Annotated in this window: 20 protein-coding genes; 9 read left to right on the top strand and 11 right to left on the bottom strand. The window is 61.4% G+C overall.

Annotated elements, in window-relative coordinates; translation table 11 throughout:
- Positions 1-20: 20 nt before the first annotated feature.
- The 7 genes from ASD76_RS08160 to ASD76_RS08190 all read right to left on the bottom strand — a co-directional run bounded on the left by ASD76_RS08160 (position 21) and on the right by ASD76_RS08190 (position 8,392).
- Positions 21-632 (bottom strand): hypothetical protein, encoded by a 612-nt coding sequence (locus ASD76_RS08160; protein ID WP_156457591.1) that lies wholly within the window; start codon positions 630-632, stop codon positions 21-23.
- Between the two features lie 90 nt (positions 633-722).
- Positions 723-1,388: a C39 family peptidase gene (locus ASD76_RS08165; RefSeq protein ID WP_082553673.1), complete on the bottom strand. Its 666-nt coding sequence runs from the start codon at positions 1,386-1,388 to the stop codon at positions 723-725.
- A 28-nt stretch (positions 1,389-1,416) separates the two neighbouring features.
- Positions 1,417-1,878 (bottom strand): hypothetical protein, encoded by a 462-nt coding sequence (locus ASD76_RS08170; protein WP_055920983.1) that lies wholly within the window; start codon positions 1,876-1,878, stop codon positions 1,417-1,419.
- Positions 1,879-1,950: 72 nt separating this feature from the next.
- On the bottom strand, positions 1,951-3,060 hold the full coding sequence (locus ASD76_RS18195) for a hypothetical protein (protein WP_156457592.1): 1,110 nt from the start codon (positions 3,058-3,060) through the stop codon (positions 1,951-1,953).
- Between the two features lie 127 nt (positions 3,061-3,187).
- Positions 3,188-4,207 carry a helix-turn-helix transcriptional regulator gene (locus ASD76_RS08180; protein WP_055920991.1) on the bottom strand — a complete coding sequence of 340 codons (1,020 nt, stop codon included), beginning with the start codon at positions 4,205-4,207 and terminating at the stop codon, positions 3,188-3,190.
- A 560-nt stretch (positions 4,208-4,767) separates the two neighbouring features.
- Positions 4,768-6,168, bottom strand: coding sequence for an aldehyde dehydrogenase (locus ASD76_RS08185; protein ID WP_055920994.1), 1,401 nt, complete (start codon positions 6,166-6,168; stop codon positions 4,768-4,770).
- A 196-nt stretch (positions 6,169-6,364) separates the two neighbouring features.
- The gene (locus tag ASD76_RS08190; RefSeq protein WP_055920998.1) at positions 6,365-8,392 is read right to left on the bottom strand and encodes a TonB-dependent receptor plug domain-containing protein; all 2,028 of its coding nucleotides are present in this window, start codon (positions 8,390-8,392) and stop codon (positions 6,365-6,367) included.
- Between the two features lie 785 nt (positions 8,393-9,177).
- Between ASD76_RS08190 and ASD76_RS08195 the strand changes: the two genes are divergently transcribed.
- The 3 genes from ASD76_RS08195 (at position 9,178) to ASD76_RS08205 (ending at position 12,715) form a co-directional block, all read left to right on the top strand.
- On the top strand, positions 9,178-10,584 hold the full coding sequence (locus ASD76_RS08195; RefSeq protein ID WP_082553678.1) for a phospholipase D-like domain-containing protein: 1,407 nt from the start codon (positions 9,178-9,180) through the stop codon (positions 10,582-10,584).
- A gap of 221 nt (positions 10,585-10,805) precedes the next feature.
- Positions 10,806-11,414: a TMEM175 family protein gene (locus ASD76_RS08200; RefSeq protein WP_055921000.1), complete on the top strand. Its 609-nt coding sequence runs from the start codon at positions 10,806-10,808 to the stop codon at positions 11,412-11,414.
- Between the two features lie 1,067 nt (positions 11,415-12,481).
- Entirely contained in the window at positions 12,482-12,715 is a 234-nt protein-coding gene (locus tag ASD76_RS08205) for a DUF6894 family protein (protein ID WP_055921003.1), read from the top strand.
- Between the two features lie 191 nt (positions 12,716-12,906).
- Here ASD76_RS08205 and ASD76_RS08210 read toward each other — a convergent pair whose 3' ends face one another.
- Both ASD76_RS08210 and ASD76_RS08215 read right to left on the bottom strand, forming a co-directional pair.
- A complete protein-coding gene (locus ASD76_RS08210) occupies positions 12,907-13,785 on the bottom strand; it encodes an NAD(P)H-hydrate dehydratase (protein WP_055921006.1) in 879 nt (292 codons plus the stop codon).
- Entirely contained in the window at positions 13,785-14,543 is a 759-nt protein-coding gene (locus ASD76_RS08215; protein ID WP_055921009.1) for a histidine phosphatase family protein, read from the bottom strand. The genes ASD76_RS08210 and ASD76_RS08215 overlap by 1 nt, the downstream gene beginning before the upstream one ends.
- Between ASD76_RS08215 and ASD76_RS18200 the strand changes: the two genes are divergently transcribed.
- The 3 genes from ASD76_RS18200 (at position 14,531) to ASD76_RS08230 (ending at position 18,603) form a co-directional block, all read left to right on the top strand.
- Positions 14,531-15,286, top strand: coding sequence for a DUF4142 domain-containing protein (locus ASD76_RS18200; RefSeq protein WP_156457593.1), 756 nt, complete (start codon positions 14,531-14,533; stop codon positions 15,284-15,286). The two genes, ASD76_RS08215 and ASD76_RS18200, sit on opposite strands and share 13 nt — an antisense overlap.
- A gap of 307 nt (positions 15,287-15,593) precedes the next feature.
- Entirely contained in the window at positions 15,594-17,819 is a 2,226-nt protein-coding gene (locus ASD76_RS08225; protein ID WP_082553779.1) for a catalase, read from the top strand.
- 4 nt (positions 17,820-17,823) lie between these two features.
- Positions 17,824-18,603: an SDR family oxidoreductase gene (locus ASD76_RS08230; RefSeq protein WP_055921015.1), complete on the top strand. Its 780-nt coding sequence runs from the start codon at positions 17,824-17,826 to the stop codon at positions 18,601-18,603.
- A 10-nt stretch (positions 18,604-18,613) separates the two neighbouring features.
- Here the strand turns inward: ASD76_RS08230 and ASD76_RS08235 are convergent, their stop codons facing one another.
- Both ASD76_RS08235 and ASD76_RS08240 read right to left on the bottom strand, forming a co-directional pair.
- Positions 18,614-19,816 (bottom strand): zinc-dependent alcohol dehydrogenase, encoded by a 1,203-nt coding sequence (locus tag ASD76_RS08235; RefSeq protein WP_055921018.1) that lies wholly within the window; start codon positions 19,814-19,816, stop codon positions 18,614-18,616.
- Complete coding sequence (locus ASD76_RS08240; protein WP_055921021.1) at positions 19,813-20,379, bottom strand: SRPBCC family protein; 567 nt, start codon at positions 20,377-20,379, stop codon at positions 19,813-19,815. Before ASD76_RS08240 ends, ASD76_RS08235 begins: the two co-directional genes overlap by 4 nt.
- A gap of 209 nt (positions 20,380-20,588) precedes the next feature.
- Here ASD76_RS08240 and ASD76_RS08245 point away from each other — a divergent pair, with 209 nt between their 5' ends.
- The 3 genes from ASD76_RS08245 (at position 20,589) to ASD76_RS08255 (ending at position 23,941) form a co-directional block, all read left to right on the top strand.
- On the top strand, positions 20,589-21,032 hold the full coding sequence (locus ASD76_RS08245) for a DUF6766 family protein (protein WP_055921024.1): 444 nt from the start codon (positions 20,589-20,591) through the stop codon (positions 21,030-21,032).
- Positions 21,033-21,139: 107 nt separating this feature from the next.
- Positions 21,140-21,685, top strand: a complete 546-nt coding sequence (locus ASD76_RS08250) for a hemerythrin domain-containing protein (RefSeq protein ID WP_055921027.1) — start codon at positions 21,140-21,142, stop codon at positions 21,683-21,685.
- Between the two features lie 249 nt (positions 21,686-21,934).
- Entirely contained in the window at positions 21,935-23,941 is a 2,007-nt protein-coding gene (locus ASD76_RS08255; RefSeq protein ID WP_235506574.1) for a hypothetical protein, read from the top strand.
- Positions 23,942-24,262 lie beyond the last annotated feature (321 nt).

The following is a 24,262-nucleotide window of genomic DNA, read 5'->3' on the forward strand; positions in this document are numbered from 1 at the left end:
CCCCGGCGACCGGGTCGGGATCAACGAACGCTACGACCCACTATATCGGCCGCAACCGATTCCCAACGGAGCATCGCGTTACCGACCGGTACCGCCGAATTCCTCAGATCGATATTGAGTGTAACTACAGTATCTATCGATCTGTCATTTGCTGTGTTGGCAATGAGAGTGCCGGTGAAGTTACCGATAATATGACGTAATTCAAGGGAATTGCCGCTTAGTACCACTATTGATCCAGTTTCGTCCTTTGCCAGTTGGACGGATCCCGCCGCGGTCTGAACTGCTGGACCGTTGGGGGTGAGCTCAATCTGTTGCTGTCCGCTGCCGGCCTCCGCCGGCGGAGCCGGGCCGTCCACGACACGAACCACTCCGACGCCAGGAACGGTGGTGACCGTGCCCTCGTCTGCAGCGGCCGACGTCGCGCCACCCGTTCCAGTGAACACCAACGGAAGCCCGGTGTCGGCGGTATTGAGCACGGTGCGCAGCGCCAGGGCCCCGTTCACCAGGGTCTGAATGTCGATACCCACCGCCACATCCATTCCGTTCGGCAATACGAAACCGCCGCGCATCCCATCGAGCTCTTCATCGGTTACGCGTGCCTGGGCCGGGAACGGCGATGTTTCGGCGTGCAAGGCCGGCGACCACCCAGGGGCGGCCGAGCCGAGGAGCAGGCCTCCGCAGATGCACCATCGCTTGAAGCGCCTCGTAAACACGGCTGCCTCCTACATCTCGACCGGATAGGGCGGCGCGCGGGTCAGCCATAGCGCCTGCAGGCTGGCTGGCTCCATCAGTATGGTAGCCCGGCTACGCGCCACGAGGTTCCACTCCTCTTCGCGCCCGAAGCTGCTCTTGCCGCGCTCGGGCGCGTCGGAGAGCGCGAACAGGATGCCGTTCCACATGGGGGCAAACTGTTCTTCATCAATCAGACGGATGCCGAGCGAAGGGTCGCCAATCAGGACCTGGCCGTTCTCCACGCCCTTGATGACGACGAAATGCTTGTACCCTTTCATATCGATCAGCGCGATGCCGGGGATGCCGGTTCGCTCGATATCGGCCAGGGTCACGACATAGCCGTCAGCCTTGATGCCCCTCGCGTTCAAGTAGCGCTTCATGTCGAGCAGCGAGAAGCCCAGCCGCCTGATCTGCGCGCGGTCTCCCTCCTTCCACATGCCGACGAAGATCGTCTGTTCGTTCTGAAGATCGCCGTAATGGTAGCGCAACAGGGTCGCGAGCGCGGCTGACCCACAGCTGAAATCGTATTGCTGCCGCACGACGGTAAGATACCGGCGCTCGACCATGCTCTTGGTCGGCAAGGCATAGTCGCCGCTGGCCAAACTCAGAGTGCTGCCTGTCGGCCGCACTGGATTATCGGCACAAGCTGTCAGCATCAGACTAACCGCCAGTACGCAGGCGGTCCTATGGTTGGATGGCGACATTTACGTTCATCGCCGAGTTGATTGAGACGTTGTTGCCAGTGTTGGCATTGACCATCGCCAGACCGTTGAAGCCACCGAAGGAAGCGCCGTCGATCGAGATGGTTCCTGTCGTCGGGTCACCGTTGATGATGTTCCCCGAAACGGTGCTGGTGTTCCTGACGTTGATGTTCTGCTCCAGGACGTTGAGGTCAGCCATCCCGTTGACTTGAGCAAGCCGAGTGTCGTCGGCGACAGCGGCGGTTGCGAATGGTTTGGCCAGCACGGCAGCGAGTTCGCTGGTGATCTCAGCGTTGGAGATCGCTTCTGCCGGAGCGGCTTTCGGTTCGTCCAGAACGCTCTGGGTGTTGGCGGCCGGATCCGGTTCGTCGGAAGCGAGTGCGGGTCCAGCATGAAGAAGGCCGGAAATCACAATCCCGGCCGCGAGCAAATGGGAGCGGGTCACGGGCGTGTCCCTCCTTCGCATATGAGGCGAAAAAGGACCGGCCGCCACGAAGGCGGCCGGTCTTTCCAATGCTTATTGTCCAACAGTGAACGTGCCGATGTTCGCACCCACGTTGATGCTGGCGTTCTGCGAAGCGAACACACCCGTGTTGACGTTCATCGCGTTCAGGCCGGCGAAGTTCGAGAACGCGCCGTTGTCGAATGCGACGTCCCAGGACATGACCGGCGAGCCGGCGTCGCCGCCGTCGCCACCGGTACCGCCAGTGCCGCCTGCTCCACCGGTACCGCCGTTATCGGCCGCGCCGCCTGAGCCGTCGCCGCCAATGCCGGCGTTACCGCCGCTTGCGGGTTGCCAGAAATAGACCTCGCCGCCCGTCACCGAGCCGGCCAGCGTCGAAGCCGTGGTCAGCGTGGTGTAGGTGGTGGTGGCGGTCCCGCCATTGTTGGCCGCACCGACGCCACTGGCGTCGCTGTTGTTACTGTTGTCACTCGCATCAACAGCCACGGCAAAGTTCGACGTGCCACCGTTATTGGCGGAGCCGATGCCGCTTGAATCGCTGTTGTTGCTCTCGTCATGAGCATCAAGGGCGAAGTTCGAAGTGCCGCCGTTGTTCGCGGAAGCAAGCCCACTCGAATCGCTGTTGTTGCTGTTATCGCTATTGTCGCTCTCATCATGAGCGTCGACGGCGAAGTTCGAGGTGCCGCCATTATTGGCGGAAGCAAGGCCACTTGAATCGCTGTTGTTGCTTTCGTCATGGGCATCAACCGCGAAGTTCGAAGTGGCACCGTTGTTGGCGGAAGCAAGGCCGCTTGAATCGCTGCTGTTGCTGCTATCGCTTGCATCGACGTCGGTCGTTACCGCTGAGGTGCCGCCATTATTGGCAGACCCGAGACCGCTAGAGTCGCTGTTGTTGCTGTTGTCGCTGTTGTCGCTGTTGTCGCTTGCGTCGATGTCCGTCGTTACAGCGGAGGTGCCACCATTGTTGGCCGAGCCGAGGCCCGAGGAATCGCTCGAGTTCGAGTTGTCCGTGGTGGTGTCGGCAGAGCTGTCGGTCGCCGTTGCCGTAGCGCCGTTGTCGGCGGTAGCCAAGGCTCCGCCTACGTCGGCGGTTTGAGCCAGCGCGGCTCCCGAGGCGAGTGCGACTGCACCGATCGAGGCGGTCAATAGCAAGAGATGTCTCATGTTGGGATCCTTTGCGGTTTGAAACAAGGCACTCGGCGACACCCTCGCCCGTTCCGATGTCGCAGCACTGCAATACTATCCCCTTCCGAATGCGTGACTTAGCCCCAGACGAGTGCTCGCACTGCCCTCAAGCGGGGAGAATCATTACCCCCATTTGAGGGGGGAGCGCGGCCGACGCCCTGATGCGAATGACGCCGCCAAGGATGACCCGCACGAGGTCGGCCTGACGGTGCGTATCGGTCTTCGCAAAGATCTGTTTTAAATAGGCACGCGCCGTCTGGGTCTGTATCCGCATGTCGCGCGCGGCAGCATCGATCGTCAGCCCGCCCACCAACTTGATCACCAGGCCAGCCTCGGTAGCGGTCAGACCGTAAGCGCGGCACAGGGCCATCGCCAAGGGGCCCGTATCGACGTCGGGATCAACGACATAGAGCGCTGTCGCCGCTCCGCCGTTTCCGGGCTCCGTCTCCGCCAGCCGCGACAACACGGCCACCAGTGGGCGGGCGTTGGTCCGGTGCATCAGCATCAGCGATGAGTCGACCTCGCAACTCGTCCCTTCTTCATGATGGGAGAGATGGTGGATCGCGCTTTGCAGCCGCACCGCGTTATCGAAGTCGGTCGCCGTCACCGACTGGCCCGCGCGCCGCAGCCCTTCGCCCAGCTCGAGCAACTGCCAGGCTCGGTCATTGGCGAAGATGATGTTGCCTTCCGGATCGAGCAGGAAGGTTCCGAAGTCGAACAGGTCCAGCGTCTGGGCCATGACATCCGCACGCCCGCGATCCCGCTTCGACTGCCATAGCAATCGCAGATGCGCTTCGACCCAGCCGCGAATCTCCTGCGCTGCCAGGACCCGCATCGAATAGGGTTCGGGGTCGAGACGACACACCGACAAGGCCAGGAAGAACGACGGCTCTACCTGGCAGACGAAAGTGAAACGTCCGCCGCCGCGTGCCGCCTCGGGCAGATACTCCTTCTCGATGTCAAACGGTTCGCACAGCGGCGCAGTGGCTTCCGGCAGCCAATGATCGAATGCCGCAGCATGGTGGATCGAGTGAGCGATGCCATGGGCCAATTCGTCGCCCATGTTGAAAACGGCCAAGACGTTTGCCTGTTCGCTCTGAGCCTTGTGCTGGCTCAGAACAGCCATTGGGCAACCCAGATGATGTGTGGCCAATTGGAACAGGCTGTCTGCCGCCAGATGGTCGGAATGCATCGTCGAGGCTCGCACCACGACTCCTCTCCTTCTGCTTTCGTGTCCGCTCCTCCCAGCGGCCGAAAGTCAGGCGCTCGATATTTGATCGGAACAAAAGGTAAAACAGGCAATGCCCGCCACCGGGGTGAGGTAAAATGGGTATATCCCTGGCAAATTCAGGGCAGACCGCACCATCAGTACTTACATATTGACGCCGAACAACGATTCAAAAATGCAATGATCCAGCTATATTTTGGGTAACGTTACGTCACTTTCGACGCAGGCTTTTGCCATGTACCCAAACTTGAATCATGACGTAGTGCATCTGTGGATTCAGCCGGATACACCACTGATAAAGAAGATCTTTTTGCGAAGTGAGGTGCCGCGGCCACCAAGGGCAGCGCGGCCTCGGCAGAATTCCGGAACAATTATAGTGGAGGGCGAAGGCGCGCGCGGTCCCCCGGTCACGTTTGGTGAGGCGGGCGAGACTCACGTCCCGCCCGCATCGTCCGTCTTCAGATAGGGTAATGCCCTGGCTGGGTCTCGATGGTGATCCAGCGCAGTTCCGTGAAGGCGTCGATCCCCGCCCTGCCGCCGAAACGGCCATAGCCGCTCGCCTTCGTGCCGCCGAACGGCATCTGCGCCTCGTCATGCACGGTGGGGCCGTTGACGTGGCAGATGCCGGACTGAATTTGCCTCGCCACCTTTAGGCCGCGGGCCGTGTCACGGGTGAAGACCGAGGCGGACAGGCCGTATTGGGTGTCGTTCGCCAGTTCGATCGCGTGCGCCTCGTCACGAGCGCGGGTGATGCCCACCACCGGACCGAAGCTTTCGTCGCGGAACAGCTTCATGTCAGGCGTGACCTTGTCCACCAGATGAGCCGGCATCAGCACGTTGTGCGTGGTCTCACCACCGGTCAGCAGCTCAGCGCCGTTGGCCACGGCATCCTCGATCAGGGCATAGCAATGTTCGACCGTCTTGCGGTCCACGACGGCGCCGAGCGGCGTATTGCCATCGCGCGGATCGCCCACCGCCATGGTGGAGACTTTGGCCTTGAAGCGCTCCGCAAACGCGTCTGCCACTGCGTCGACCACGATGATCCGCTCGGTCGACATGCAGATCTGACCCTGGTTCATGTAGGCCCCGAATGCAGCCGCCTTTACCGCCTCGTCGAGATCGGCATCTTCGAGCACGATCAACGGCGCCTTGCCGCCCAGTTCCAGCAGGGCGGGCTTGAGGTGCTCGGCCGCGCGCTTGGCGATGACCTTGCCCACTGCCGTGGATCCGGTGAAGTTGATCCGCTTCACTTGCGGTGCATCGATCAGCGCGCCCACCACTTCGGCAGCGTCAGCCGGCGCATTGGTGACGACGTTGACCACGCCTTCGGGGAAGCCGGCCTCGGCAAAGGCCTCGATGATCAGCGCGTGAGTGCGAGGACAGCTTTCGCTCGCCTTCAGGATCACGCTGTTGCCACAAGCCAGCGGCACGGCGATCGCGCGCACGCCAAGGATGATCGGCGCATTCCACGGTGCGATGCCCAACATCACGCCCACCGGTTCGCGCAAGGCCAGCGCCATGCAACCGGGCTTGTCCGACGGGATCACCTCGCCATTGATCTGAGTGGTAATCGCCGCGGCCTCTCGCACCATCGAAGCCGCCAGGCCGAGGTTGAACATGGCCCACCCGGCAGTGGCGCCGATCTCACCCATCATCGCAGCGACGAATTCCTCCTTTTTCGCTTCCAGCGCGGCGGCCGCCTTCATCAGCACCGCGCGGCGAGCGTTCGGGCCCATCTGCGACCACACCAAAAACCCCTCCTGGGCCTTTGCGGCGATCGCCGGAACGTCTCCCGCCTTCATAGCAGCAGCCGACGACGCTACGTCGCCAGTCAGCGGGTTGATCCGTTCAAACTTCATGACAGCTCTCCTGAAAAGTTCGCTATGCCATATTACAAATTGGCGAGACGGCAATATCCAGTGACGCGCTCGTCACGGCATCGCTTCTGATCTGTCGCGGCTTAACTCATTGGCGCGCTTGAGACTCCAACGTTTGGCACCACAGCAGCGCGCCTTGTACCTGCCGATATGGCGCCTTTTTATGTCTCGCGACCGCCTAGGGAAGGACGAACCTTAAACCGCCGTAGACGGCCCTTCCCGGCGCACCATAGCTGAGAGCTTCCTCGTAATCGGCGTCGAGGGCGTTCTCCAACCGGGCGAAGAACTCGACCGATTCATTGAGCTTGTAGGAGCCGGCTAGCCGCACCACAGTGTGGGCTTCGAGCGGCGACTTTTCCGCGACGAAGCCATTGGTGAAGTAGTTGCGGTAATCGACGTCGAGCATCTCGCCGTTATAGATCAGGCCGGCGCTGACACTCACCCGGTCCTCAGATCCGAAGCGGCCCGTGACGTCGAAGCTGGCCTGGTTTTTTGGTCGGCGAACTTCCTCGCCGCCGTCAGGGTCGGTGGCATCGAGATAAGTGTAACTGCCGCCGAAGCTTATCGAGCCGAGGTTGACCCGCGCCGCCAGTTCGATGCCCTCACGGTTGCTTTCGCCCAGGTCGTTCTCGACCGAGGGATAGACGCTGATGATCTCGTCCCTGAGCGTCGAGTTGAAGTAGGTCGCATCGAACAGAAGCTTGTCGTCGAACAGGCGCTGTTCGACACCAAAGTCGAAGCCCTTGGCCCGTTCAGGCAACAAGTCCGGGTTGCCGACGAATTCTCCTGGAATGTAGCCGAACTGCTCGGTGAAGGTCGGGTTGGTCACACCGGTGCCGTAACTGGCGTGCAATCGGGTCGAGCCCAACACCCAGGACCCCGAGACGCTGTAGGTCGTGGCGTCCTCGAAATCGTCGTTCTCGTCGTGCCGAATGGCACCGCGCAGGAACAGGCTGTCGAATAGGTCGAGGCGATATTCGGCGCCATAGCCTAGCAGGCTGCGCTCCTGGCGGGCTTCCTGGCTCGGATCGAACGGGAAGGTGTTGCGGTAGCCTTCTTCCTCATGCTCGACGAACACGGTTACATGGTGGGTGGCGTTCGCGAATGACGGCGTATCGAAGCCGATCGTGCTCCTCGCCGAGAGGTTGAGCCGCTCGCCCTCGCTGCCGAAAATGTCGAAACCGCCTGCTCCGCCGACGCTATTGTCATGGGAGTAAGCGACCGAAAAGACGTTCTCCCAGCGGTCGATCGGTTCGACAGTAAGAGCGAGCCCGCCGGACCAATCTTCGGTGTTCGAATAGCTGTCGTCATCGATGGCGAGGCCCTGGTTGGGGCCGCCAGAGAAGTCGAAGCCATCGGTATCGGTGTCCTTGTCGACAAACCGCAGTGTGCCGTCGATCCGCGCGATGTCAGCAAGCTTGGCGCCGCCGCGCAAGTAGAGGGTCAGGTTCTTATCGCCGTCCGGCTCGGTTCCGATCGCTGCGGAGCTGACGCCATCGGTCTGGCGATAGATCGCATTCGCCGAGACAAACGTCTCGCGGTCTCCGACGGTGAGGGCACCCCGGCCAAACACGCTGTCGAACGAGCCGTATTCAAGCAAGCCATCAAGCGACGGGCCATCGCCGCCCTTGGTGATGACATTGATGACGCCGGCTAGGGCGTTCGAACCGTAGAGGCCGCTCTGCGGACCGCGCAGGACTTCCACCCGGTCGATGTTGTTGGCGAGGAGCGACGAGAAGTCGAACTCACCCGAGCCGACGGCGGAGACCTCGATGCCGTCTATCAACACCAGCACGTGATTGCCGTCCGCACCGCGGATGCGGACCTGTGTCAGCGAGCCGAACGAGCCGCTCTGGTTCACGGCCAGGCCAGGAACTTCGCGGAGGATGTCTTGCAGGTAAGCGGTGCGCTTGGTCTCGATGGTTTCGCCTTCGATGACCGTCAGCGTGTTACCGATCTTCTGGCGCTCGACAGGTGTCGCCGTGCCGGTGACGACGATCGTATTCCGAGCGACTTCGGCGGCCGAGCCTTCCTGCTGGCTGGTTTCCTCGACATCGGTCTCAGCGACCGGATCCTGGGCGAAGGCGACAGTCGACGTGGTGAGTAGCAGGGCCGAGATGGCCTGTGCCCCAAGACGAGTTGTCTGCTGGCGCTTGCGTGACGATGTGCCCGAACCCCCGACCGTGTGCAGGATGACGATCCTCATTGTTATGTTCCCCATAGTGTCTTCGTAAGCTCTGCGAGCAGCGCAGGCAAAGCGTACCGGCGCCAGTAATCCAGGCGGGAGGATTTCCGCCAGAGAGAGTCTGCTCGTAAGTAAATTACGGTAATCGGCAGGTTACATCGCGTCACACGGAGTGCGCGCAGGCGTGCGCTGTGTGCTGCGTCAGAGGCCATTGTCTGCGATATAGCGGTCAGCTTCTGGCGGAGAGGGTGGGATTCGAACTCAGGCAGTAAATGCTTGAATCACAACAAACGAAATCACACTCTACTCTTCCAGGCCCACGTTTGGAGCCACGTGAAAATTTCCCTTTAAAATGACGCCTTTGCGACCTGAGTTCGATACCCGGTCTGGGATTCGAATTCAACAGTCAACCGCACGCTGTTCAACGGGTGGCATCGTTCCGGCATGGCCGCCAGCTGACGGTCCGGTTCCGGACGTGGCGCAAGTTCGAGTGGACCGTCGGCTCGGGGATGGGATCTCGTCGCCGTGACCGCTGAGCCGGAAAGCGGGTGACGACGCGGTATTCCCCCCTGCCCTCAGTTCCCTGTTAGCCGATGCATTTGCCTGACGGACTCGCTGGCCAGCCTGCGGGGGCGGAGCTCGCTGCGTTGACGACCGTCAGTTTCACCCGCCTGCCGATGCCGCATGCGGCCGGCAGATGAGCAGCGGGCTCGCCGGCCGTCGCCGCCGATCAAATGAGATCTCAAGGGGCCTGGAAACTGTGCGTGCCTTGGACCAGCAATTAAAGGCGCGAAGGCGGGCCGATCATGGCTGATCGCCTCGACGAGTCGGTCGGCTCCGGCGAAGGCGTCTTCAGCCGCGCTTTCGACCGTATCACCGGAAGCCGGCTGACGGCGGGTAATTCGATCCGCCTCCTGCTTGACGCGGAACAGAATTATCCGGCTTGGCTGAAGGCGATCTCTACCGCGCAGAAGCGGATCCACTTCGAGAATTACATCGTCGCCGACGATTCGCTGGGGCGGCTGTTCGCGGACGCCCTGATCGCCCGGGCGCAGGCCGGGGTAACAGTTCGGCTCCTCCACGACTGGTTGGGCAGCTTCGCCTGGACCTCATCGGCTTACTGGTCGAGGCTGCGCGATGCCGGCGTCGAGGTGCGCCGCTACAATCCCCCACGTCTGTCCATGCCCTTCGCCTGGCTTCACCGCGACCATCGCAAGGTCATCACCATCGATGGCGAGATTGGTTTCGTGTCGGGACTGTGCATCGCAGATATCTGGCTCGGAGATCCCAAGAAGGGGAAAGCGCCTTGGCGCGACACCGGAGTGGCAGTGGAGGGCCCGGCAGTGGCCGACATCGACCGGGCCTTCGCCGAAAGCTGGGGAGCGGCGGGAGGGTGCATCACGGCCGCCGAGGCGCGCGTCCGCCTCGCTTCGCCGGGGAGCGCGCCAATTCGCGTGCTCGGTGAATCGCCGGGACGGTACCAGACCTACCGTGTCGACCAGTTGATCGCCTGTGTCGCACGCCGCAATCTGTGGCTGACCGACGCCTATTTCGTAGCCACGCCCAGCTTCCTCCGCACCCTGGTCGACGCCGCCGACGACGGTGTAGACGTTCGCTTGCTCGTGCCCGGATCAAGCGATGTCCCAGTGGCACAGGCGCTCACGCGAGCCCATTACCGGCCGCTGCTCGAAGCCGGCATTCGCGTGTTCGAATGGAACGGCACGATGCTTCACGCCAAGACCGCGGTCTATGATGGCCGCTGGGCCCGGGTCGGTTCGACGAACCTCAACCTCACAAGCTGGGGGGCCAATTACGAGCTCGACCTGTTGATAGAGGACACGGAATTCGCACGCGCGCTGGAAGCGACCTTCCTGGCGGACCTTCGCAATTCGACCGAGGTAGTCCTCACGCTGGGCCAGGTCCGCCCCGCAACTGCGCGTCCGCCGGTTCGTCGGCAAAGCGGTGCCCGCGCCTTGGCGGCGAGCGCGCTGTCCTTCGGAAGCCAAAGCGGCGCAGTCATCAGCGGTGTTCGCCCTCTCCCCGCGACGGAGCGCAGAGTCGCTCTGTCGCTCGGTCTCGGGCTGATCGCCGCCGCGGTGGTGACCGTGCTGGTCCCCATACTGGTGATCCTCCCGGCGACCGTCGGTATGGTCTGGACCGCAGCATGGATGTTGTTGCGGGCCTGGCGGCTCTCGCGCGGCCCGCGTCGGTGAATTCGTGTGCTGGCTCCCGCGCCCGCCGCACCCCGAGCGAACAGCGCTGAAATGGGACTCCTGTCGTCGGAGCCCCGTAACGTCCGCAGTGAGTCGCATGCTACCCGGCAGCATTTGCAGGCGGCGGCAGCGGGAGAGCCGGAGATGCCGTTGACAGGCGTCAATGCGCGTCCGCGCGCGAGCGGTCAGGATAGCAACTTCAATTCATCGGGGTGCTCGCCATGAAGACCGACCGGCTGATGGCCGTCACCGACGCGGTGCTGGCGATCGCCCTGACCATCATGGTCCTCGATCTGCGCGTTCCCGCCACCGACGCTTGGCACGCAATTCGGCCCGCGATTCCGCTGCTCGTCGCGTATGCGCTTGCCTATATCAATATCGGCATCTTCTGGACCAACCACCACCATATGCTTTCTACTGCCAGCCGAGTGAACGGACGTGCGCTCTGGGCGAACCTGTTCCTCCTTTTCTGGCTGACCTTGATGCCATTCGTGATCCGGTGGATCGGCCTCGCAGGGATCACTCCGCAACCGGTTGCGGCTTACGGTGCGGTGACGGTAATGGCGGCGCTGGGATACATCTGGCTTGAACGTGAGCTGATCCTCGCGGAAGGCACGGAGTCGCGAATTCGGGCCGTGGTCGGCTCGCGCAGGAAGGAATGGATCAGCTTCTTTTGCTACGGCCTCGGCATCCCCGCGGCCTTCGTCTCGCCATGGGTCGCCATCGCGCTTTACATCGCGGTTTCTCTCGCCTGGGTGATCCCGGACCGCCGCTTTGAGCGCGGGTACGGCTCGCGGCACTCCGAAGCGCATCGCGCGCCGCGGCAGTAGCGGCCAGCGTGCGCGAGGGCCGCGCGCCGTGCCTTGGTCGGTCGGCGCGCACGACGGCAGAACTTGCGGTTCGATCGTCAAGACTCGGGACGCGTGCTCGCGTGGCTGCCTGGGACAACACCTTTGATCCGATCGAACAGATGCTTGCGCTGCGGCGCCTGGTGTCTTGCCCGCCATGGCCCGATCTCGTCCGACGGCGCGCCGAGATCCTTCTTCCGCATGACCGAGTGCCTTGGCCGGTTCGACTGCCCGCCGTCAAGGAGGTTGAGCCGATGTAAGGCCGTGGCGCTGAGCGAAGTCGTCGATGATCGCTTCAGCGCGATCAGGGAGCGGGTCGGCCATGCGCAATTCCTAGTCGTCCAAAGGAATTATCTTTCTCGACTTGCGCGCAGCGCGAACCCGGCTCCGCCATAGCCATTCTGCCAGAAGGAGAGCGGCGCAAATGACTCCGGCCAGTACCGCAATGGTGACGATCCATTTAGTCACGATGAGGAGCACTCCAGTGGTGAGGATGCACCATAACAATCAAGGTGATTGCGACCACAACCTGGATCAAACTCGACGAACGCCTGCCCGTTCTTGAGGCCCAAGCGTACTTACCCGCACCGAGGGGCTCCACGATAGACGCCCTCAGGCGTCTAGCTTCGCTCAGTAATCCCATTCCGCCGGTCTGGATCCTGTCTGATCCCGGCCAACCTCGCGAAGCCGTTTAGGCGATCGACCTATACGCCTCGCCACCCATTCGCACAGGCCAGATGCGCACAAGAAGAACGCTAAAACGATCAGAATTATTGTCAGGACCCAGGACATGATGAAGCTCCTGCTTCGCGCGGGAGCTCATCGAAGTCTCTCTGGCGCCGGCGCGCAGTAGGTTGCCGGCGATCAAAAAATCTTAGGCGTGTTCTTCAGCATAACCTCATTAATTCGTGTTGATATATATTAGCCCGTTGCAAAGTCGCGGAACGAGCTATCCCACTTCGCATTGCCATGAAGGACGCGTCCTCGCCCCCGAATTATCGGCGCGTCACTCTCATCAGACCTCCAATCAAGCGGAGAGCTATAAAAAAATGCGGTTCTTCTTTCATTTGCACAACAGTGTCGAAACTCGAGATCAGGAAGGCCGCGACCTTCCGAGCCTTGCGGTCGCTGTCGAAGCGGCCGAGACAGATGCTAGGTCGATCGCCTCGGAGAATGTCCGGCAAGGCCACCTCAATCTCTCCCACTCGGTCGAGATCACCGACGGAACCGGCAAATCGCTATACCGCATCATGTTCGGGGAGGCCGTCGAGGTCACCGACTGACCTGGAGGGGAACGCGCAGCCCTGGGAACCATAGCTGAGCGTTATTGTCGGCCTATCACCGATCAAGCGTCGCAAGCATCGGTGGCTGAGAGATAATCCTGCTCCCGCTTGCCGCCGGAAGATTTCTCGTTGCACGTCAAGCGAGGCAGCCTCGATCCTGTCTTTGCCACAGTTGATAGAGGGGCGAAGACCTAGCGCCCGAATTTTGCGAGCAATCCGGGAATAGAGGGTAGAAGGTCTCGGGCCAAGAACCCGATTTCGGCGATTTCGGCCGCTGCGCGTTCGCCCGCCGCGCCATGAACAAAGACGCCCCACCCCGCAGCGCTTAAGGGCTCAGCTCCCCGTGCGGCGAGTCCTCCAATCAAGCCGGCTAGGACGTCGCCTGATCCGCCGGTCGCGAGGCCAGCGTTTCCGCCTTCGAAAAGCAACGGTTCGCGGCCGGGAACAGCGACAAGGGTCTCTGTGCCCTTGAGCACGACGACGGCGCGAAAATCCCGCGCAACCTGTTCAGCTGCGGCAAGCGGATCGGCCGTCACGGCCTCTGGCGGGAGCCCCATCAGGTATCCCATTTCGCCGTGGTGAGGCGTCATGATGACGCGGCCCTCGTGCGCGGCGACCAAGCCGGCCAGCTTGCTGGCACAGGTGAGCGCGGCAGCATCAAGAACGATTGTCTGTTCCGCCGAGGGGCTCGACAAAAGCGATGCAACCAGTTGCTCGGTTCGTTCGCTTGCCGACATACCCGGTCCAAGTACCAGCGTGTCGCAACTCTTGAGCCGCTCCCCAAGCAATTCGACGGCATCGGGTGCGATCTCGCCATCTTCATCGGCGGGCAGCGCGATCATTGCAGCCTCGGGCATCAGGACCGCCAGCGACATGGCTGCTGCCCGAACGGTGGCCATCTGTAGCTTTCCCGCTCCAGCGCGCAGCGCCGCCTCACCGGTCAGCCTGAGCGCGCCGGGCACGAATTCCGCGCCACCTACGACAAGGACGCGTCCGCGCGCATTCTTGTCCCCGCCAGCTGGTGAGGGAAGCGGATGGCGCTGCAGCCAGGTGCGATCGAGCCTCTCCATTAGCCCCGGCGTCCCACGATCGGGTCGGGGGCGCTGGTGACCGGGGTGTGCTGCTGCTGCATCGGCGCCGTGACATTGTACCGGGCAAGCCGGAGTTTTCCGTCGCTCCCCGCGTTAGGATCGTAGAGGTATTCGGTGACAGCGCAGTTGGCGATGTCGCCTTCCTTGTCGATCTGCAGGATGGACGCTTCATCGAGCGTCTCGAGAATATAGCGCATGCAAAGAACGACGACCTGGTGCGTGAAGATCATCACGCGTCGCTCGCGGTAGTGCAACGAGATCGTGTCGAGTACCGAACGCAAGCGCAGGATGACGTCGCACCAGCTCTCGCCACCCGGGGGACGGTGATAGAATTTGCCGAGCAGCTGGCGAAATTCCGCCTGCTCGGGAAAGATATTGGCGACACCGTAGGTAGTCAGGCCGTCGAGGATGCCAAACTCCTTCTCGCGCAGGCGTTCGTCGAAGCAGATCGGCTCACGCTCGACGGTTCCGCCTGCCTCGCGAAAGACCTCGGCCGTTTCGAGCGCCCGGACATAGGGCGACGAAAGCAAGACATCCGGTCGCTTCGCTTCGGGTTGGTCGGCAAACCACAGACCGAGGGCGCGGGCTTGCTCCCGTCCCAATTCGCTCAGCGGCACATCGGCATCGCGGCTGTTGAGGGCGATGCGATCGGCGGCAGCGTCATGCGCGGCGTCCCTTGCGACGTTCCCGGCACTTTGACCGTGGCGCACTATGATCAGTTGCTGTGGCCAGTTCATCGAAATCTCCGCAAGCCAACCGCCAACGATCAGACAGAACCTTCGATCCTTTTGACAAAAGGACCACCTGGGGCCGAGACTTACCGGGATGGCGGGAACCCCGCGCTTATAACAAAACCAAGAACTGGAACTTCAGGGAACGCAACCTTGTTGCGGAGTGGCAGTCACACAAGGACACAGGACCCACGAAAGCCCAGCTATTTGCCGGCGTTGCCGGCGCGCTCGCGCTCGCTTCGTGTAACAACGACACGGCGCGCGAAGAGCCCACGGATGTCTCGACGAGTGACGTTGCCCCGCCCACGGCCGAAGCGGCTTTGCCTGACCCTTCGACGCCCCAGGGCTTCGTGGATGCTGCTGCGTCGAGCGACATGTACGAGATTGAAGCGGCAAAGCTCGCCCAGCAAGAAGGCAAGAGCGAGAAGGTCAAATCGTTTGCTCAGATGATGATCACTGATCACACCGCTTCCACCGAGAAACTGAAAGCAGCCGTTTCTCAAGCCGTAGGGCTGACCGTCCCAACGGCGATGCAGGCCAAGCATCGAGCGAACCTTGATGCGCTGATTGCCGCCGGCGACAATTTCGATGCGATGTATGCCCAGCAGCAAGCCGCGGCGCACGAAGAGGCGCTAGCTCTTCTCAAGAGTCAGGCACAAAACGGCACCGTGGCTTCGATCAAGGCCTTTGCCGGCGAGATTGCGCCCATCGTCGAAGGCCATTTGGGACACGCGAAGGAACTTCCTTGATCGTTAGCCGGCGCACGAGACCTACGAATAAGGAAGAAGCCCTATCTATCTTCGGGGCCCCTCCGGGGAGCATTGAACCGAGCCGCACTGACCAGCGCAGCGCCCTAACCGATGATCGCGTGGGCGGTTTCGAGCCCGGATCAAAAATCGTGATGATCCAGGTTAGTTTGGATGCGCAGACTGCAACTTAGCGGAGCCGCGGGGGTTCTTTCCTCACCGGTCCGCAGCGGCCCTCGCCGTTCGGCGCCACTCCATGTGCGTGTTTTGCCAAGCCGGCAAGGCATCCTGCAACGACGAGGATTCCATGATGGCCAAGAAGCCGAAATCCAACGACGCCCGAAAATCCGCAGAGGCCCTGACGCCATCCGAAGTCGCGGGGAATGATATACCGGGCGCAACGCTGCCTAAGGTCGCCGCCATCCCGGACGATGCAGGGATTTCCTTCTCCTTTGGCGAAACACAGGCCGATGGCGGCGAAACGCATCAGAAGGCCGGCGACGATGTCGCTGTTCTGACGACCCAGCAGGGCATTCCGGTCGCTGACGACCAGAACAGTCTCAAGCAGGGAGCGCGGGGCCCGACACTGCTCGAAGACGCCCACTTCCGCGAGAAGATCTTTCATTTCGACCATGAGCGGATCCCCGAACGCGTCGTCCACGCACGAGGCTACGGGGCACACGGTTTCTTCGAACTGACCGAGAGTCTTGGCGATGTGAGCCGGGCCGACATCTTCCAGCGCGTCGGTGAGCGCACGCCCGCCTTTGTCAGATTTTCAACGGTGGCTGGTGCCAAGGGTTCTTTCGACCTCGCGCGCGACGTCCGTGGCTTTGCGGTCAAGATCTACACCCAGGAGGGCAACTGGGACCTGGTGGGTAACAACATACCGGTCTTCTTCATCCAGGACGCGCTGAAGTTCCCGGACCTTGTCCATTCGGTAAAGCCCGCACCCGATCGCGAATTTCCGCAGGCGGCCTCGGCGCACGACAATTTCTGGGACTTCATCAGCCTCACACCCGAGAGCTTCCACATGATCATGTGGACCATGTCCGACCGCGCGATTCCGCGTTCCTTCCGGACAATGGAAGGCTTCGGAGTGCATACCTTCCGGTTGCTCGATGACGAGGGCAAATCGACTTTCGTCAAGTTCCACTGGAAGCCCAAGCAGGGCTTGCAATCGGTGGTGTGGAACGAAGCGGTCAAGATCAACGGCGCCGACCCCGACTTCCATCGCCGAGATCTGTGGGATGCGATCAATGGCGGAGACTTCCCCGAATGGGAACTCGGGGTCCAGCTATTCGACGATGATTTCGCCGACAGCTTTGACTTCGATGTGCTCGATGCCACCAAACTCATACCCGAGGAGCTTGTCCCGATCCGGGTGATCGGCCGCCTGGTGCTTGACCGGGTGGTCGACAACTTCTTCGCCGAAACCGAGCAGGTTGCGTTCTGTACGCAGAACGTGCCGCCCGGCATCGATTTCTCGAACGACCCGCTGCTGCAGGGCCGTAACTTCTCCTATCTCGACACCCAGATCAAACGCTTGGGCAGCCCCAATTTTACGCATATTCCGATCAATGCGCCCAAATGCCCGATGGCTCACTTCCAGCAGGACGGGCACATGGCGATGCGCAATCCGAAGGGCCGCGCGAACTACGAGCCCAACAGTTGGGGGCCGACGCACGGCGGACCCCGCGAAGATCCCGTTCGCGGCTTCAGAAGCTTTGCGGAAACTGCCGATGGCCCCAAACAGCGGGTGCGTTCTGAGAGTTTTGCCGACCACTACAGCCAGGCGCGACAGTTCTTCATCAGCCAGACCGAGATTGAGCAGAAGCACATCGGCGATGCTTTGGTGTTCGAGCTTTCCAAGGTCGAACGGCCGGACATTCGAGGGCGGGTCGTCTCGCACCTCAGGAACATTGATGCAGCGCTCGCGGCGACGGTGGCCGATGGACTGGCGCTCGACTTGCCCGCTCCTGCTGTGGCTGCGCGCGAGCCCTTGGCTAACCTTCCGGCATCGGATCCGCTGAGCATCGTCAAGAACGGCCCCGAGAGCTTCAAAGGGCGCAAGCTCGGCATCTTGCTCAGTGACGGGGCGGATGCGGCGATCTTCAAGGCGCTTCTCGCTGCGGTCGATGCCGAAGGCGCGGTCTACGAGGTGGTGGCTCCCAAGATCGGTGGTGTCACGCTGGGGGACGGCACTACGGTAGCGGCAAAGCACAAGATCGATGGAGGGCCATCGGTCCTGTTCGATGCGGTCGCGGTATTGGTCTCCTCCGAGGGAGCAGCACTGCTCGCGAAGGATGCAGCCGCGAAAGATTTCGTTACCGACGCCTTTGCCCACTGCAAGTTCATCGCGGTCGGAGCCGAAGCCAAACCCATTTTTGAGAAGGCCGGGATCGCAGACGATCTCGACGAGGCGTGCCTGCCGCTTGCCAAGGCTGCCGACGCATCGGCGTTTATCGCGGCGGCACGCGCTTTGCGTCATTGGCCCCGCGAATTGAAAGTCGATCTCGATGCCAATCCGGGAGCTTGAGCCAATGGCCCGTCATCGTGAACCCGACGCCGCTTCGCTGTCGGATGTCCATACCGAAATGCCGAGCCTGACGGGACGCAAGGCCATTGTGACCGGCGGCACGACTGGCATTGGTCGGGCCATTGCCGTTCTCCTGGCCAGCGCCGGCGTCAAAGTGTTCGTCTGCGGTCGTACGAGCGAGCATCTCGAAGACGCGCTCGAGCGCATTGGCCAAGTGGGCGAAGGTTCGGGTGTGAACGTAGATCTCGCGACACGCGAAGGAGCCGAAGACTTCTTCAAGGAAGCCAAGAGGTACCTGGGAGGTCTCGACCTTGCCGTCATAAACGCGGCGATTCCGGCCGATGCGCTGGCCGAGACCAGCAGGGATGAGACCGACTACCAGATCGCTGTCGACTTTGCTTCGTACCTGACGACCACGCAGATGGCTGCAAAGCGAATGAAGGCCGGTAGCGACATTGTGCTCATTGGGTCGATGTCTGCGGTGTCGCGGTCGGGTGGCAGTTCGATCTACGTCGCGGCCAAGTCCGGCATCCAGGGTTTCGCCAAATCTTTGCGCGTGGAGCTCGCCGAACAGGACATCAAAGTCGGTTTGATTGAACCCGGGTTCACGGGGGCCGACTTCCAGTACCCTGAGTTTCCTCCCGATAAGCAGCGTGAGCTGATCGCCAAGCATCGGATGCTTCGCGCCGAAGATATCGCGGTGGCTGTCCACTTCATGCTCACCCAGCCCCGCCGCACCGCTGTATCGTTGATGCGCGTCGAGACGCGCTTGGATCATCCCTGAGCGAGGGACCTCAGGCCGCCAATTGCTCACCCGCCTGCGAGCCAGGCTTGAGCACGATCTTGGTGTAAGTATCCTGCTCGTCGTGGAACTTCTGGTATCCTTCAGGGCCCTGTTCCAGCGGCATGCGATGGCTGATGAGGAACGTGGAGTCGATCTTGCCCTCGGCGATCGCGGTGTAGAGCGGGCGAAGATACTTCTGCACCGGGGTCTGGCCGGTGCGCAGCGTCAGCCCCTTTTCCATGAAGGCCCCCAAGGGGAACTTATCGACGAATCCTCCATAAACGCCAGGCATGGAGACGCGACCGCCTCGCCGGGCGGCAAGGATGATCTGGCGGATCACGTGTGCACGGTCGGTGCCAAGGAACGTCGAGACCTTGATCTGATCAAGGATGTTGTCGGCGAAGGCCCCGTGGGCCTCAAGCCCGACACAATCGATGCAAGCATCGGGCCCGATGCCGCCGGTCATATCCTGCAAGGCTTCGTAGACCTTGGTCTGCTCGTAGTTGATCGTTTCGGCACCGAACTTCTTTGCCAGTTCAAGCCGGTGAGGGAAGTGGTCGATCGCTATCACGCGCTCTGCACCCATCAGGAACGCTGACTGGACAGCGAATAGTCCGACCGGTCCGCAACCCCACACGGCGATGGTGTCGCCGGGCTCGATCTGCGCATTCTCGGCCCCCATCCATCCGGTGGGAAGGATGTCGGTGAGGAACAGCACCTTCTCGTCCTCAATGCTGTCATCGGGAATGACCAGGGGTCCGACATCCGAAAACGGCACGCGGACGTATTCGGCCTGACCGCCCGAGTAACCCCCGGTCATATGCGAATAGCCGAAGGCTCCGCCCATGGCCTGGCCCATGCCGGTGCGGCCGATGTCCTGATTGTCCGCCGGGTTGCCGTTCTCGCAGCCGGAGTACTGATGCTTCTCGCAATGGTAGCATTTGCCACAGGCGATAGTGAACGGGACCACGACCCGCTGACCGCGTTTGAGAGTGCTCTGAGGGCCAACCTCGACGACCTCCCCCATGAACTCATGACCAAGCACGTCCCCGGCCTTCATCGTCGGGATGTAGCCGTCATAGAGGTGCAGGTCCGACCCGCAGATCGCCGTACTGGTAATGCGGATAATGGCATCGCGCGGATTGAGGATCTCGGGATCGTCGACTGTGTCGCAGCGGACGTCGTGCTTACCGTGCCAGGTGATCGCCTTCATTGTTCTTCTCCCCGCAGTTCGTTGAGGATGCGGCGATTGCGCGCGCCGGTGGCGATCTCCCCGGTTTCCATCAACTGCTTGAAACGGTGCAGGTCGCGGCGGGTCTGAATGCGCGGTTCGCGCTGAGCGATCTTGGCAATCAGCCGGCCGAGAGTTCCGCCTGGGGCGTCGTAGGCGATGACTGCACGAACCACGGTCCCACGGCGACCGGCGTCCTGGAACTCAATTCGCCCGCTGTTGGCGACTTCCGCGCCTTCAGCGGATTGCCAGTAAATTTCCTCGCCCGGCACATCCTTGGTGATGACGGATTCCCAGCTAACCTCCCGTCCAGCGGGCGCCTTCACCGTCCATCGTGAGCGATCGGGTCCGAGCGGCTCTATAGACACGATGTTCTCCACCACTTGCACCAGGTTCCCTGGGTTGCGCCAGAAGTCGTAAAGCTCTTGTGCCGGTCGATTGATGGTTACGCTCTCGGCGAACAAGGTTCGCTCGGCATCGACCTTTTTCGCAGCGGTGATGGGCGCGTCGTCTCGATCGAGCGTCGTATGATCGTGCTCTTGCATGGTGTCTGCCTTCCGGGCTGGGTGCAGTTCGAACCCGACGCTTGCAGCAACGTTCCAAAGCTAACTTTTGAGGCACTTACGGGGAATGAAGTTCGGTGGACCTAGCGGAACGCTTTCGCGCCTTTGCCCTTTAGGAAGAGGGAAGAGGAGTTTTTCAAAATGACTGAGGAACTTACCAACGTGACCGCTTTGAAAAGGGAGTCTGAGTGATGGCCAGCACCGAGCGCAAGGCCGCAAAGCATGGCCTGCTTGGGAAATACGCCTACGCCTGGCTTACACTGGCCTTCTTTGCAGTATCGTTCGGACTGCATTGGTGGTTCGGATGGCTGTCATTTGTGGATGAGGCCCATCAACATGGCCAGGAGCCGGCCACGGGCGAATACCTGACCGTGATGGCGCGAGACACCTTCGAGAACTGGCAGTCCGAGTTTCTGCAGCTGCTCTGGCAAGTCGTGGGCTTGGCGTACTTTCTCTACATAGGCTCGCCCTCCTCAAAGGAGAACGATGACCGTCTCGAGGCCAAGGTCGATGCCCTGATGAAGTTCGTGGGCGGCGAGGAAGGCGAACGGTTGCAGTCTGAGCTGGACGAAGCCTTCCTTCGCCACGGTGGGCACGCAAAGCCACACGGCCATCGAGATTCCATCCCGAGTTAAGCTCGCTGGTCGGAACTGTTTGCCATAGGTGAGTTCTGGAACGGGCATTGCGACGCTCGGTTCTGGACCTGTCCGGGCCCACAGGCCGCGAGAACAGGAAAAGTCTCATGTCCATCATCGACAAGGTCATCGCCGCCGTCACTCCGCCCGAAAGCGAAGAGGCCAGGATGGAAGCCCGCGCCAAGGCCAATGAGGCCGCGACGCCAGGCGACTGGCTCTCGCTGATCTTGCAACATCATTTGCAGATCGAAGATGCCTTCTCTGAGGTAAAGGCTACTGGCGACGCGGGTTCACGCAGGACGGCGCTCAAACAGCTTGGAGCGCTGCTAACGGGGCACGCCAATGCCGAAGAATCGGTCATCTACCCGGCGCTCGCCGAAGATGGCGAGAAGGCGCACGCGGCAGCCGGGTATGACGAACAGGCCATGGTCAAAGTGCAGATGGCCCTGCTCGAAAAGTTGGATCCTATGAGCCAAGACTTCATCGACAAGCTTGAGCATATCGAAGGCGCTGTTGCGCACCATGTCTACGCCGAGGAGGGTAACTGGTTTCTCGGCCTCAAAGAGAAGGCATCCGTGGAAGATCAGGCCAGGCTGACTCGGCGTTATGCCGAGGAATATGATCGCTATGCGGGCGCGCCCTTGGCGGCGTAAACTCAGATGGCCACTCAGACTGCCCATCGCGCTTCCTCGAAAGGCCGGGCCGGAACTCCGCCGCGCGTTCCGGTCAGCCCTTATGTAACCGCGCTCGCGCAAGCCTTGTCAGATGGTCCCCGCGAGAGACTAGGGGCCTTCGAAATCGGTGACCTAACCGCAGAGATTCTGACAACTCAAGATTCAATTTGGTTAATCGTCCGCCGGCCCGGCGCCGGCGGTTTGGCATTGCGCGCAGCGTTCCTGCCCATGAACTTCAAATGTTCGACAACGACCGCGCAACCCGGAGAGAGCAAGCGGCTGAAGGTGGAGAGCCCCCTTGGCTGTCATGAGGTTGTCATCACAGCCGGGGGCGATGCTCTGGGGCATGTGCGGCTGACAGTGACTTTCACACCCTCGGTACCGATGCTGGTGCCGTTCATGCCACGCGACCTTTACCCGCTCGACGTCAACGATGATCCAACCAGCGCCAAAGGCAACGTCGAGGCCGCGCAACGCGGGCTCAATAGCGGACTGTTGTACTTTCGCATCGACGAACCGGCCTTCGGCAATGTTCTCTACTTCCAGAACCTGACCGCCATGAACGGCTACTATCGCGCTACAAAGACCAGCCCTGACGGATCGGTCGGCGGCCTGTGGCCGGAACTGGGCTACCTTTTGCCGTCGCCTGCCCAGGGCGGCACGCCTCCATCAGATGCGCTCCAGGCCGGCGTTGAAGTGTGCCTGTCGGACGCTATCGTGGTGTTTCGGCATCGTGCTCCTCCTCACGAGAGGGAGTCCGCCCGGCAGTTTCTCCAGATGCTGGGCGAAGCCTACAAGTTGATCGACCTGCCCCGAACCAACTATCGCGACTGGATTGCTCGCGCGGAACGGACGCTGGCGGATCTCGAGAGCGCGCCTGAGGCGAGCATCCGCCATTACGGTCATCGTTACATCCATCCGTACACTGCCGACGAATACCCGGACTCGATGGTCCAGCTTTCGGTGTTGGCCGCAGTATTCGATTGGGGACGCTGGAAGGGGGAACCGCATCCACTCGAATCCGAACTGCGGGCGGGTCTCAAGCGCTTCTACGATCCCAAGCTCAAGGTGCTTCGGCGCTATTTGCCAAACGTGGGCGATGACAAGGACGCCGATGCCGTCGACAGCTGGTACCTCTACCACCCGATGCTCAACCTAGCTCGAATGGGGCTGGCCGGCGACAAGCCCGCCGCCAAGCTGTTTCTCGACTGCATCGACTTCAGCATCAAGGCGGCCCGTCATTTCGATTATCGGTGGCCCATCCAGTACAAGGTCACGGACTTCTCGATCATAACGGCGACAGCGAACGATGATCGGGGCCAGACGGATGTTGGTGGCCTATACGCCTACATTATGCTCCAGGCTCACGAGCTCACGGGCGACCCCAAGTTCCTGGCCGAGGCCAAGGCCGCGATCGACACCGCGATGGGCATGCGGTTCAACCTCAATTACCAGGCCAACCTCACCGCCTGGGGAGCTGCAGCCTGCATGCGGCTCTATCGCATTACCAACGACTACACTTACGCCGAGCAGAGCTACGTGTATCTCGCCAGCTTCTTCCATAATTGCGAGATATGGGAGAGCGAGCTCGAGCATGCGGTGCACTACAGCAACTTCCTCGGCGCGACTTGCCTTCAGGACGCGCCCTATATGGCGATCTACGAGTGTTTCGATGCCTTCACGGCGTTTGAGGTGTTCCTGGACGAGTGCGGGCCCGACCTCGATCCTGCGGTACGCATGCTGGTGGCGGAATACTGCAAGTATGCGCTCGATCGGGCCTGGTTTTACTATCCGGATGCGTTGCCTCCCGAGATCCTCGCGACCGAAAACCGCAACGGACACATCGACCGCAAGCTCTCGTTCCCCTTGGAAGACCTCTATCCTGATGGTCAATGTGCAGGGCAGGTGGGTCAGGAGATTTATGGCGCTGGCGCGGCCTTGGTATTCGCCACGCGTAGCTTCCATCCGGTCGAGAGCGCGCCGTTCAAGCTTTTTTGCGATCATTTCATTCGCGCCAGCGAGCGGACGAGCGACTTTTCAATGAGCATCGTCCTCGATGGCGGCGAAACCTGCCTGGCCGCGCTCAGCTTCGTTCGTGAGAAGCGCCGGAAATTGCCCAAGCTTAAGGTCGTCACGGCCGGCGGCGATCAATTGCATGGTCACGAGCGCGAGGCCGATCGGATAGATTTCAACGTGCCCGCCAACGGACGGCTGGTCATCTCCTGGAGCGACTAACGGCCATCATCTGCCAATAGGTTAGGTAGGCCCGATCTGTCCGCCTCGATCCATCCGACTGTACCTATCGTTCCGGGCGTCGAGCGAGCGCTTGGGGCCTCAGTTGGCTTCTTCCTGCCGTTCGGCGATCTGCTTGGTGCCACGAAAATGCTAACGGCCTCGCCCCTCAACCTTAAGAGGCTGGGCCATCGGGTTCCATGCGGGATGGCGCCGGCAAATTGGACGCGCGTCTCGACTGCGACCCGATGGCCGCGCGCCCGAGAGCAGGCTTAGCCTGGTATTCCTAACGATCAACTCGCGCACCCATAGGATAGAGTACCG

Source organism: Altererythrobacter sp. Root672, from assembly GCF_001427865.1.
Lineage (GTDB): Bacteria > Pseudomonadota > Alphaproteobacteria > Sphingomonadales > Sphingomonadaceae > Croceibacterium_A.